This window comes from Comamonas testosteroni, assembly GCF_000761245.1.
Lineage (GTDB): Bacteria > Pseudomonadota > Gammaproteobacteria > Burkholderiales > Burkholderiaceae_C > Comamonas > Comamonas testosteroni_C.
The window spans coordinates 175570-186926 of the sequence record NZ_AWOR01000068.1; the positions used below are offsets into that span (position 1 = coordinate 175570).

At 61.5% G+C, this 11357-nt stretch carries 11 protein-coding genes; 3 read left to right on the forward strand and 8 right to left on the reverse strand.

The window, feature by feature from the left end; all coding sequences use genetic code 11:
* Nucleotides 1-7: 7 nt before the first annotated feature.
* The 8 genes from P353_RS19750 to P353_RS19785 all read right to left on the reverse strand — a co-directional run bounded on the left by P353_RS19750 (nucleotide 8) and on the right by P353_RS19785 (nucleotide 7713).
* Nucleotides 8-748, reverse strand: a complete 741-nt coding sequence (locus tag P353_RS19750; RefSeq protein WP_034374132.1) for a lysophospholipid acyltransferase family protein — start codon at nucleotides 746-748, stop codon at nucleotides 8-10.
* A gap of 131 nt (nucleotides 749-879) precedes the next feature.
* The gene (locus tag P353_RS19755; RefSeq protein WP_034373407.1) at nucleotides 880-1467 is read right to left on the reverse strand and encodes a D-glycero-alpha-D-manno-heptose-1,7-bisphosphate 7-phosphatase; all 588 of its coding nucleotides are present in this window, start codon (nucleotides 1465-1467) and stop codon (nucleotides 880-882) included.
* A gap of 79 nt (nucleotides 1468-1546) precedes the next feature.
* On the reverse strand, nucleotides 1547-2770 hold the full coding sequence (gene fabB, locus P353_RS19760; RefSeq protein WP_034373410.1) for a beta-ketoacyl-ACP synthase I: 1224 nt from the start codon (nucleotides 2768-2770) through the stop codon (nucleotides 1547-1549).
* Nucleotides 2767-3291, reverse strand: coding sequence for a bifunctional 3-hydroxydecanoyl-ACP dehydratase/trans-2-decenoyl-ACP isomerase (gene fabA, locus P353_RS19765; RefSeq protein WP_003073442.1), 525 nt, complete (start codon nucleotides 3289-3291; stop codon nucleotides 2767-2769). The genes fabB and fabA overlap by 4 nt, the downstream gene beginning before the upstream one ends.
* A gap of 189 nt (nucleotides 3292-3480) precedes the next feature.
* On the reverse strand, nucleotides 3481-5142 hold the full coding sequence (lnt, locus tag P353_RS19770; RefSeq protein ID WP_034373413.1) for an apolipoprotein N-acyltransferase: 1662 nt from the start codon (nucleotides 5140-5142) through the stop codon (nucleotides 3481-3483).
* 152 nt (nucleotides 5143-5294) lie between these two features.
* A complete protein-coding gene (locus tag P353_RS19775; protein ID WP_034373416.1) occupies nucleotides 5295-6176 on the reverse strand; it encodes an HlyC/CorC family transporter in 882 nt (293 codons plus the stop codon).
* Nucleotides 6177-6364: 188 nt separating this feature from the next.
* The gene (locus P353_RS19780; RefSeq protein WP_034373419.1) at nucleotides 6365-7087 is read right to left on the reverse strand and encodes a GNAT family N-acetyltransferase; all 723 of its coding nucleotides are present in this window, start codon (nucleotides 7085-7087) and stop codon (nucleotides 6365-6367) included.
* A gap of 143 nt (nucleotides 7088-7230) precedes the next feature.
* On the reverse strand, nucleotides 7231-7713 hold the full coding sequence (locus P353_RS19785; RefSeq protein ID WP_003050977.1) for an Lrp/AsnC family transcriptional regulator: 483 nt from the start codon (nucleotides 7711-7713) through the stop codon (nucleotides 7231-7233).
* 219 nt (nucleotides 7714-7932) lie between these two features.
* On the opposite strand from P353_RS19785, the gene hppD reads away from it, so the two are divergent.
* From hppD to phhA, 3 genes are all read left to right on the forward strand, one after another.
* Nucleotides 7933-9054: a 4-hydroxyphenylpyruvate dioxygenase gene (gene hppD, locus P353_RS19790; RefSeq protein ID WP_034374134.1), complete on the forward strand. Its 1122-nt coding sequence runs from the start codon at nucleotides 7933-7935 to the stop codon at nucleotides 9052-9054.
* A gap of 311 nt (nucleotides 9055-9365) precedes the next feature.
* Nucleotides 9366-10376, forward strand: coding sequence for a Bug family tripartite tricarboxylate transporter substrate binding protein (locus tag P353_RS19795; protein WP_113707743.1), 1011 nt, complete (start codon nucleotides 9366-9368; stop codon nucleotides 10374-10376).
* Nucleotides 10377-10470: 94 nt separating this feature from the next.
* Nucleotides 10471-11355 (forward strand): phenylalanine 4-monooxygenase, encoded by an 885-nt coding sequence (gene phhA, locus P353_RS19800; protein ID WP_052084946.1) that lies wholly within the window; start codon nucleotides 10471-10473, stop codon nucleotides 11353-11355.
* Nucleotides 11356-11357 lie beyond the last annotated feature (2 nt).

An 11357-nucleotide genomic window follows, 5' to 3' on the forward strand; every position in this document is an offset into this window, starting at 1 on the left:
TTTTGCCTTATTTGCGGTAGGCCTCGGGGTCCAGGCGCTGCATTTCGGACTCGATCCAGGCCTCGACCTCGACCATCAGCTCGTCATGCTTGCGGCCGACCGAAGAAATGGGCTTTCCTATGGAAACCTCCACCACACCGGGCTTTTTGATGAAGGCCTTGCGCGGCCAGCACTTGGCCGAGGTAACAGCGATGGGTACCACGGGCGCACCCGTCATGATGGCCAGACGGGTGGCGCCGGTCTTGTACTCGCCCACTTCTCCGCGATTCACACGTGTACCCTCGGGAAACATGATGACCCAGATGCCTTGATCGAGCAGGCGCTTGCCTTGCTCCACCACCTTGTGAAAGGCGCGCGAGCGCTGGGCTCGGTCGATGTGGATCATGTCCAGTGCACCGATGGACCAACCGAAGAATGGCACCTTCAGCAGCTCCTTCTTGAACACATAGGCCAGCGGGCGCGGCATGATGGCAGGCATGAGAAAGGTCTCGTAGGTGGACTGGTGCTTGACCAGCAGCACCACCCCCTGATTCGGGTCCGCAGGCAGGTTCTCCATGCCCTGCACCTGATACCGGACCCCCATGATCACGCGGGCGCTGTCCACCGAGAGCTTGAGCCAGGCGCGGGCAGCGCGGTATGCCTTGGTCGACGAACCGCTGGTCCACTTGGCCAGCAGCACCGCGAAAGTGTAGGGAATGACGGTAATAGCCATCCACAACATGTGGAGGACGGAGCGAATCAGGGGCATGACAGCAATCGAATGACGTGAGCACAGACCTGAAGCCTGGCCCATTGATTTGGCACAGTTATCAACAAGAAACATAGCAGCTTGCGCTACTCTTTCAAGCAGTTGAGTCTATTTTGACCTGAAACCCGAGCTCAATGCGGGGCAGGCGCCGAATCCAGGGATTGAGCATCCTCATCCCCGCCCAGCGGCAACAGCATATTCACCACGGCCGCCAGATCTGGATAGCGCTCGCTGCCTTCAGGCAGGACGGCATCACTGCTGCACTCGGGCCTGGCGGTGGACTCCACGAACACCAGATGAGCGCCCAGAGCCTTGCCCGCCTGCAAATGCTCGACACCGCTGCCAATGGCCCAGATTTCATGGCCTTCCGCACCGTAGCGATCGGCAATCTGCTCGAACAGCGCTACGCCTGGTTTGCGGCACTGGCAGTCTTCATCAGGAGCGTGCGGACAAAAAAACACTGCCTCCACCCGCGCGCCGACGGCTGCCATTTCCCGGTGCATCTTGGCGTGCACTGCGTTGAGCTCGATCACATCGAACAGCCCGCGACCCAGCCCAGGCTGATTGGTGGCGACCACCACATGCCAGCCGGCACGGTTCAGGCGTGAAACTGCCTCCAGCGCGCTGGGAACTGCTACCCATTCATCGGGCCGGCCAATGAAACCTTGAGCTCCCCACTGGTTCAGGGTGCCATCACGGTCAAGAATTGCGATCTTCATGGGGGAGACGGTAGTCGATGACAGAAAAAAGCCCGCTTACCTCAAGGCCAAGCGGGCTCGCGATCCAGGACTCCGGCGCTTACTGCCCTTCCCAGCGCTTGAGCACCAGGGAGGCATTGGTGCCGCCAAAGCCAAAGCTGTTGGACAGCACGGTCTTGAGTTCGGCATCGCGGGTCTGGGTGACCAGAGGCATATCGCCCAGCAGCGGATCGGGTGTGTCCACGTTCACGGACCCTGCGATAAAGCCCTTGTTCAGCATGATCAGGCAGTAAATCGCCTCCTGCACACCGGTCGCGCCCAGCGAGTGGCCGGTCAGCGACTTAGTGGACGAGAATGCGGGCACCTGGTCGCCGAACAGCTCGCGCATGGCACGAACTTCCTGCATATCGCCCACGGGGGTCGATGTGCCGTGGGTGTTGATGTAGTCGATGGGCGCATCCACGGTTTCCATGGCCTGCTTCATGCAGGCGATGGCGCCGTCGCCCGAAGGGGCGACCATGTCCTCACCGTCGCTGGTGGCGCCAAAGCCCACCACTTCGGCCAGGATGTTGGCGCCGCGCGCCAGCGCATGATCCAGGCTTTCCAGCACCACGGCACCACCACCGCCGGCGATCACAAAGCCGTCGCGGTTGGCGTCGTAGGCACGCGAGGCCTTCTCTGGCGTCTCGTTGTACTTGCTGGACATGGCACCCATGCCGTCGAACAGCAGCGACATGCCCCAGGACAGCTCTTCGCCGCCGCCGGCAAACATCACATCCTGCATGCCCCAGGCGATCTGCTGAGCCGCAGCACCGATACAGTGGGCCGAGGTGGAGCATGCCGAGGTGATGGAGTAGTTGATGCCCTTGACCTTGAAGTTGGTTGCCAGGCAAGCCGACACCGTGGAGCTCATGCAGCGTGTGACCTGGTAAGGGCCAACGCGGCGGATGCCTTTTTCACGCAGCGTATCGGCTGCCTCGATCTGATTGGCCGGCGAGCCGCCGCCCGAGCCCATGATCAGACCGGTGCGCGGGTTGCTCACCTGTTCGGGCGTGAGACCGGCTTGCTTGATCGCGTCTTCGAGGGCGATCTGCGAATAAGCCGCAGCATCACCCATGAAGCGCAACTGCTTGCGGTCGATGCGCGCCTCGACATCGATCTCGGGAATACCTGCCACCTGCGAGCGCATGCCCAGCTCCGTGAACTGGGGCATGGCCTTGATTCCGCTTTTGCCCTCGCGCAGCGAGGCCTCCACCGTTGCCAGGTCATTGCCGATGCACGAGACAATGCCCGCGCCGGTGATCACTACCCGCTTCTTGCTCATGCTGCCGTTCCCTTGGCATCACCTTCACGCAGGAACAGACCCACGCGCAGGTCATTGGCCACGTAAATTTCCTTACCGTCGGCCAGCAGGCGTGCGTCGCCGATGGCCATGTTCAGCTTGCGCTTGATCACTCGCTTGATATCAATTTCATATGTCACGAGTTTGACATCGGGACCTACTTCACCCGTGAACTTGACTTCACCGGCCCCCAGGGCGCGACCGCGACCCGGCAAGCGCAGCCAGGTCAGGTAAAAGCCGATCAGCTGCCACATGGCGTCCAGGCCCAGGCAACCGGGCATGACGGGGTCGCCACGGAAGTGGCAATCAAAGAACCACAGGTCGGGCTTGACGTCCAGTTCCGCAACAATCTTGCCCAGACCGTGGGCACCGCCGTCCTCGGAGATATGTGTGATGCGATCGAACATCAACATGGGAGGCAGGGGCAGACGTCCGCTATCGGCACCAAACAGCTTGCCTTCGCCGGACGCGATCAGTTGTTCGTAGGAAAAAGATTCAGCCATTCTCTCAATTGCTCCGCGGCAGCCTGTGCAAGCTACCTGTTACTGTGTATTTTGGGTGACGGGACCCGCGCCCACTGCGGGCGGTACAACCGGGGATTATCAAGGCTCGCAGACCTACCCGGGACACAATACCCGTTTTCAGGCCCAAGACTCTGCCACAAATGCCACAGCCGCTGATGCCGATGTGGCTTATTCCGTGCGGGACACTACGCCTTCCTCGGTCTTTCTCAAGGTGATACTGGCCAGGGCGCACACCGCCAGGCACAACAGCGTCAGGGGCAACAGACCCAAAGCATGCACCCAGCGCGCATAAGGCGTCAGCCCGTCGCGTCCCTGAACCCGGCCCTGCAACACCGCGCGCTCGAAAGGCGCCAGTGCTTTCACCACTTGTCCCCTGTGATCAATCATCACTGTGGCTCCTGTGTTCGTTGCGCGCAACATGGGGCGCTCGAACTCCAGCGCGCGCATGCGGCTGATGGACAGATGCTGATCGATGGCCACGGAGTCGCCAAACCAGCCGATATTGCTCAGATTGACGAGCACCGTGGGTGCCGTCGCCGCATTGCCGAAATGGGCCGCAAGCTCTTCGCCAAACAAGTCCTCGTAACAGATATTGGGCGACAGGCGCTCGCCTGCCCAGCTCATGGAAGGCTGACCCAGTGCGCCGCGATTGAAGTCGCCCAGCGGAATATTCATGAGTTCGGTGAACCAGCGGAACATGGGCGGAATGAATTCACCAAACGGCACCAGATGGTGCTTGTCGTACTGATAGGCCTGGGTCTGCCCCGGCAGCCAGCCTTCGACCGTATTGGTAAAGCCCTGATCCCAGTTGCCCAGCGGAAGCCCCACCAGCGCCGCACGGCTGGAGTCCTTGGCGACAAAAGGTGCGCGCACAAAGTCCAGATAGCCCTCGGGAAGCTGCTGAGGCAGCAGCGGAATCGCGGTCTCGGGCGCCACTACCAGCTGGGCCCTTGCGTCATGCAGCTGCTGGGCATACCAGCGCAGCGCCACCACCACGCCCGATCCCAGTTCAAACTTTTCATCCTGAGGAATATTGCCCTGCAGCAGCTCCACGCTCATGCCGGGCTGCTGACCAGGAGCTTCAATGGCGGCATCACGCGACCACCACAACCCGCCCCAGACCAGACCCAGGGCCACCGCAGATGCAAGGGCCGGCTTGAATTTCAGCACCGCCGACCTGGTCTGCATGCGCCAGACCAGCAGCGCCATCCAGGCCGCCGCCCAGGCCGCCACAAACCCCGTGCCGTAGACGCCAATCCAGCGCGGCAGCACGGCCAGCGGGCCTTCCACATGGGCATAGCCGCCGGCGCCCCAGGGAAAACCGGTCCACAACCAGCCGCGCGCCAGCTCGGCCAGCGTCCATAGTGCAGCAAAGACCATCGCTGACAATGCATCCGGCGTCTTTGCCAAACGCTTGAAGCACCATGCAGCCGCGGCGTAATAGCCCCCCAGAAAGCCCGCCAGCGCCAGCACGGCAGCTACGGCCAGCGGCGCCGCCAACCCGCCATAGGTGTGCATGGAGATAAACAGCCACCAGAAGGTGGCCACAAGCCATGCCGTGCCAAACAACCAGGCCCGGCCTGCCGCCTGAGCGGCGCAGCGGGCAGCCAGCAGCGCATGAACCAGCACCGCCAGCGACAGAATCTGCAGCCACCACAGCGGACGACCATAGCCACCGGCCAGGCTCAACCAGCCGTCGCCCTGGCCACGAGCCCATGGCCAGGCCAGGGAAAGCGCTTGCAGACTGCCGGCAATCACCAGCAAAAGCCAGCGCATCCAGCCTTGGGGCCTGACAGCAACGGTCTGAACGGAAGAGGCAGTGGTGGTCATAGAAATCAACGGGTACCAACAAAACACCCAACCGGGTGGTTGGGTGAATTCAAGCATACGAGGTATCGGCAGGCCTTGCGCAAACCAAGAGGCGCGACCGGTATTTCCACCGACATCACACCAGGCCTGACCCGGATTTGCGCCAATCGCGATCAGTTGCGAACAAGGCTGTCCGGCGAAGGATCGCGCACCACCTTGAACCAGCGCACCGCGCCGCCCTTGGTGTGAAGCACGGTGAACTCCAGCCCGCCCAGGTGAATCTGCTCGCCGCGCTTGGGCATATGACCGATCTCGTGGGCGATCAATCCACCAATCGTGTCGAACTCGGCATCGGGGTCGCTGGCATGCAGCGAGGTCTCGAACTCCTCGCTCACATGCTCGATGCTGGCATCGCCCGCGACGCGATAGCTGTTGTCGGCCAGGGCAAAGATATCGCCCTCGTCCTCGGGGATGTCGAACTCATCCTCGATCTCGCCGACGATCTCTTCCAGCACATCCTCAATCGTCACCAGGCCGGCTACACGGCCAAACTCGTCGATGACCACTGCCAGATGGTTGCGATTGGCACGGAACTCGCGCAGCAGATCGTTGAGGCCCTTGCTCTCGGGCACAAAGACCGCCGGGCGCACCAGAGCGCGGATATTCAGGGTGGGAGAGCGCTGCAGCTTGAGCAAGTCCTTGGCCATGAGAATGCCAATGATGTTCTCGCGTTCGCCCTGGTAGACCGGAAAGCGCGAATGCGCCGTGGTGAGGACCTGGTGCAGGATTTCTTCGTACGGAGCGTCGATATTGATGAGATCCATGCGTGGCGCAGCCACCATGACTTCCCCGGCGCTCATGTCGGCCATGCGGATCACGCGCTCCAGCATGACGCGGGACTCAGTGCCGATGACCTGGTTGTCTTCGGCTTCGGCCAGGGTTTCGATCAGTTCATCGGCAGATTCCGGTGCCGGATGGATGAACTCAGCCACCTTTTGCAGGAAGCTTCGCTTGTCTTCCTTCTCGGGAAGGCGCGCAGGATGGGGGTCAGACACTGTCTTGGAGTGCAGGACGTGCGGTAGTCAAACAAGTCCCCAAGAATAACGGATTGTGTTGACAGACGGCTTGCTAGCTCACAAAAGCCATGAGCGGCTGTCACAGAGCGCGCTTAGTCAAAGCCATTTTGATAGCTGCTTGTGCTTGTCTTTATTGGGCTGCGGGCTCTCCAGCTTCACAAACCGACTTACTCGCCTGATTTATGGCGGCCTTCCTGCACACCCTTGCGCACTTCCTGCACACCGGCCAGGAAAGTCCAGAAATTGACGGCCTGCTTCTTGAGCTGATAGTCCATCTCGCCCAGATGCTCGGTCACCAGGTCGCTGACATGGGTCTCGAAGTCGGCAGGCGGCAGCTCCAGATAGGCTTCGGATTCCGAGCCGTCTCGCTTGACGGTGGCGCCCGCATTGCGCGCAATCTTGAGCATGGCCGTGTTCTCGGACAGCGCATGGATGAACATCATGCTCACGTTCTTGCTGCGCGCGTGCAGCACTGCACGCGCAAACAGACGTGCACCCAGCCCCTTGCCGCGTGCACTCTTGAGCACGGAGACGCCGAATTCCGCGCATTTCTCATGTTCGGGATGGCCGGCAAAGGCCAGATGCGCCATGGAGATCAATTCCAGGCGGCGGTTGAAGATGCCGAAGATATCGTCGCGATCGAAATCGAGCTGCTCGACATAGCGGCGCACCTGCTCGTCGTTGGCCGCATAGCCAAAGCGCAGATAGCGGTCCCGCGCATCCAGCTTGAGCAGATGCTTGATGATGCGGTCGCGATGGCGCGGACTTAGCGAACGGATGGGAACCAAGGACGGCGAGCGACGCTCGGCGCCATGGGACTTGCCCATGTCTCGCAGCCAGCCGGAGCCGGCCTGCCAGGGCGATTTCAACCAGTCTTTGGGGAGGTTCATAGCTTGAAATATAGGTAAAAACCCGAGGTTTCACAAGCCGCATGTTGCATTGCAACAATTCTGTAAGGATTTTCCGCTAATTCAACACCTTAGCCCCTGCTTCCGGCTAGGTCATGGTCCGTATGAAGGACTCCCCTGAAGGTCTACAGCGGCACGGCCGTCGTGACCTTGACCCGGTCCATGACAAAGCTGGTTTTGCAATCCTGCACGCTGGGGTGTTTGAGCAGGGTATCCATGATGAATCGACTGTAATGCTGCATGTCTGCCACCACCACCCGCAGCAGATAGTCCATCTCGCCTGTGAGGGAGACGCACTCCACCACCTCGGGCCAGGTCTGCACGCTGGCGCGGAACACATCCATGGGGTTGCGCTTGCTGGTTTCGGTGTATTTTTCCAGACGCACATTGATATAGGCAGTCAGCCCCAGGCCCACAGTCTCGGGCTGCACCAGAGCCACATAGCGGTCGATGACACCGTTTTCCTCCAGACGCTTGACACGGCGCAGCACGGCACTGGGCGACAGGCCAACCTGCTCCCCGATGACGTCATAAGTTTCTCGGCCATTGGCCTGCAATCGGCGCAAAATCGCCTTATCCAGTTTGTCGATGGTGTGCATGGGACTCATGGCGGCAGATTATAAAAAAAGCGCAGTTTTTATTAATGGTTAACCCTTGATAACCATTTAAATTGCATGAAATCGATTTTTTATGCAATTTTCATGCATCAAGCTGTTTGCAGCCAAGGCATTTTTGCATGAAGCTTGTCTGCGCCCTGTCCTACAGTGCATCCATCGTCGACACCTGTTCTTCATGTGTTGTGCCCCTTCCCGATGGAGACCTCTGCCATGAACGCCCCACTGACCCAAAGCAACGCCAGCCCATTCCAGACCTGGGACAACCCCATGGGAACGGACGGCTTCGAATTCGTCGAATACGCCGCCCCCGATCCCGTGGCCATGGGTCAGCTGTTCGAGCGCATGGGCTTTCAGGCCATCGCCAAGCACCGCCGCAAGAACGTGACCCTGTATCGCCAGGGCGAGATCAACTTCATCATCAATGCAGAGCCCGACAGCTTTGCCCAGCGCTTCGCGCGTCTGCACGGCCCCAGCGTCTGTGCCATCGCCGTGCGCGTCAATGACGCCAAGTACGCCTATGAGCGCGCCACCTCGCTGGGTGCCTGGGGCTATGCCCAGCAGGCCGCCCCTGGTGAACTGAGCATTCCCGCCATCAAGGGCATTGGCGACTCCCTGATCTATTTCATCGACAAATGGCGCGGCAAGAATGGCGCCAAGGACGGGGACCTGGGCAATATCAGCTTCTTCGACGTGGACTTCGAGCCCCTGCCCGGTGCCGATCTGCACCCCGAGGGCCTGGGCCTGACCTATATCGACCACCTGACCAACAACGTCTATCGCGGCCGCATGGCCGAGCTGGCCGAGTTCTACGAGCGCATCTTCAACTTCCGCGAGATCCGCTACTTTGACATCGAAGGCCAGGCCACAGGCGTCAAGAGCAAGGCCATGACCAGCCCCTGCGGCAAGATCCGCATTCCCATCAACGAGGAAGGCAACGACAAGGCCGGCCAGATCCAGGAATATCTGGACATGTACCACGGCGAAGGCATACAGCACATCGCGCTGGGCTCGACCAATCTCTATGACACCGTGGACGGTCTGCAGATGAACGGCATCAAGCTGCTCAACACCAGCGAGACCTATTACGAGCTGCTGCCCAAGCGCATCCCGGACCTGCAGGAACCCGTTCCCGAGCTGATGGCGCGCAATATCCTGGTGGACGGCCAGCCCGGCGAGCTGCTGCTGCAGATCTTCAGCGAAAACCAGCTGGGCCCCATCTTCTTCGAGTTCATCCAGCGCAAGGGCAATAGCGGCTTTGGCGAGGGCAATTTCAAGGCCTTGTTCGAGACCATGGAACTCGACCAGATGCGCCGCGGCGTGCTCAAGACCTGAGCCGCTTCCGGAGCCGATCATGCGCCACCCCGGCCACCACCTGCCACTTGCGCTCGCTTGCAGCGTGGCCGGCCCGGGCTCTGGTGCTACGACTTGCCTCAAAAAGATACCAATGGTTACCACTCCGTCAAACGGACCATGTGGCGATCGGTTTCCGTCCCTATACTTTCCGTCATGCTGCACTGCCGCATCCACGCTTGGCGTGAGTCGGCGCAGCCAGCTTCAACGCCCGGAAGGATCAAGTGTCGCGCCCCCATCAGCCCCCCGCTACAGCCCCCGAGGACTGCAGAGCACCGAGGCTGGACGCGCCCGTGCTCTCCCGTCGCCAGGCCCTGTCGCTGGCAGTGGCCTCCGCGACTACCCTGATCGCGAGCAGCGCGCATGCGGCCAGGGATTCCAGCATCCTGCCGTCAAATTCCAGCCGCAGCCGCAACGAGCTCTCCCTGGTCGTGCCCTATACAGCGGGCGGCCCGCTGGACCGTGCAGCACGCAAGCTGACGCAGGAAACCACGGCCCTGGGCAACATCAATGTGCTCAATGTCGCGGGCGAGGGGGGAGCCACGGGCGCAGCCATGGTGGCCAGGGCGGGAGCGCGCGAGCCCATGCTGCTGATGGGCGCCGTGGCCACCCATGCCATCTTGCCCTGGCTCAATCCTCAGTTGCCCTACGATCCGCTGCGCGACTTTCAGCCGCTGACACTCGTGGCCCGCATGCCGCATGTGCTGGTCATGCGCAGCGAGCTGGCCATGCAGTGGCGCATCTACACGCCCGAAGATCTGCTGCGCTTCATGTCCAAGCACCGGCAGCCCCTGCGCTATGCCTCGGCGGGCAACGGCAGCATCGGCCATATCGCGGGCCAGTGGTTCCAGTCGCTGACCCAGGTGCCGCTGCAGCATCTGCCGTTCGGCGGGGCCAGGCCGGCTCTGTCGGCACTGCTCGAGGGCACGGCCGACCTGATGTTCGACAACATCGCCTCGGCCCTGCCCCATCTGCGCGCCGGCAGACTCAAGGCGATTGGCGTGACTTGGCGCTCGCCGCTGCCGGCTCTGCCGGAGGTGCCCAGTCTGGACGACAGCATCAAGGGCATGAATCTGAGCACCTGGTTCGGCATCTTTGCCACTGCCGGCATCACGGACAGCCAGGCCAGACGCTGGTCGGACGCTTTTGCCCAGACGCTGCAAAGGCCCGATATACAGCAGTACTTCGACGCCATGGGCGTGGTGCGCGACGACCTGCGTCTGCAGGACTTTGCCCGTCTGGTGCAGGCCGAGCATGCGCGCTACGGACAGCTCGTCAAGCGCGCCCAGATACAGATGCACTGAGCCAGCTTCCGGCTCTCTTCTCCTTTTCCCTGCTGCGCCCCGGCCACGAGCTCTGGCCGCAGCCTTCGCGACCCCTCATCTCAGGGAGTGCCTTATGAACAGCATCCAGAACAGCACCGCCATGACCGGCGGCATCGGCGTGGCCCCCGTCGTCTATGGTCAGTCCGATCGTCCGCCACGCGGCGACTACACGCGTGCCCATGCAGACTACACCTGCACGCAGGACTATGCCGCCTACACCGAGGCCGAGCATGACACCTACCACCGCCTCTACGAGCGCCAATCCGCGCTGCTGCCGGGCCGCGCCAGCCAGCATTTCATCGACGCCCTGCCGTCGCTGGGCGCCAAGGAGCGCATTCCGCGCTTCGAGGAAATCAACGAGCGACTGTTCAAGGCCACGGGCTGGGAGATCGTCGGCGTTCCGGGTCTGATCCCCGAGGTACCGTTCTTCTCGCTGCTGGCCCAGCGCAAATTTCCGGTCACGGACTGGATACGCAAGCCCGAGGAGTTCGAATACATCGTCGAGCCCGACATCTTTCACGACCTCTTCGGCCATGTGCCGCTGCTGTTCAACCCCGTCATGGCCGATTTCATCCAGGCCTACGGACAGGGCGGCCTCAAGGCCGCCGAGCTCGGTGCCTGCGAGATGCTGTCGCGCCTGTACTGGTATACGGTGGAATTCGGTCTGATCCGTGAGAGCGGCGGCGTGCGCGCCTATGGCGCAGGCATTCTCAGCTCCGTGGGTGAGTTGGAGTACAGCGTCAACAGCCCGCTGCCGCATCGTCTGCCGCTGCAGCTGGAGCGCACCATGCGCACGCTCTACAAGATCGACACCTATCAGCAGACCTATTTCGTGATCGACGACATGCCCCACCTGCTGAACCTGGCCGATACCGATTTTGCGCCTCTGTATGAGCAGCTGCGTCAGTTGCCCACCATTGGCGCCAAGGAGTTGCTGCCCGGCGAGCAGCTGATTTAGTC

Excerpts from the sequence above, each read along its gene's own strand:
- P353_RS19755 (WP_034373407.1), bottom strand. The coding sequence starts at position 1,467 with ATGAAGATCGCAATTCTTGACCGTGATGGCACCCTGAACCAGTGGGGA.
- hppD (WP_034374134.1), top strand. The coding sequence starts at position 7,933 with ATGAACGCCCCACTGACCCAAAGCAACGCCAGCCCATTCCAGACCTGG.
- P353_RS19780 (WP_034373419.1), bottom strand. The coding sequence starts at position 7,087 with ATGAACCTCCCCAAAGACTGGTTGAAATCGCCCTGGCAGGCCGGCTCC.
- fabA (WP_003073442.1), bottom strand. The coding sequence starts at position 3,291 with ATGGCTGAATCTTTTTCCTACGAACAACTGATCGCGTCCGGCGAAGGC.
- fabB (WP_034373410.1), bottom strand. The coding sequence starts at position 2,770 with ATGAGCAAGAAGCGGGTAGTGATCACCGGCGCGGGCATTGTCTCGTGC.
- phhA (WP_052084946.1), top strand. The coding sequence starts at position 10,471 with ATGAACAGCATCCAGAACAGCACCGCCATGACCGGCGGCATCGGCGTG.
- P353_RS19750 (WP_034374132.1), bottom strand. The coding sequence starts at position 748 with ATGCCCCTGATTCGCTCCGTCCTCCACATGTTGTGGATGGCTATTACC.
- P353_RS19785 (WP_003050977.1), bottom strand. The coding sequence starts at position 7,713 with ATGAGTCCCATGCACACCATCGACAAACTGGATAAGGCGATTTTGCGC.
- lnt (WP_034373413.1), bottom strand. The coding sequence starts at position 5,142 with ATGACCACCACTGCCTCTTCCGTTCAGACCGTTGCTGTCAGGCCCCAA.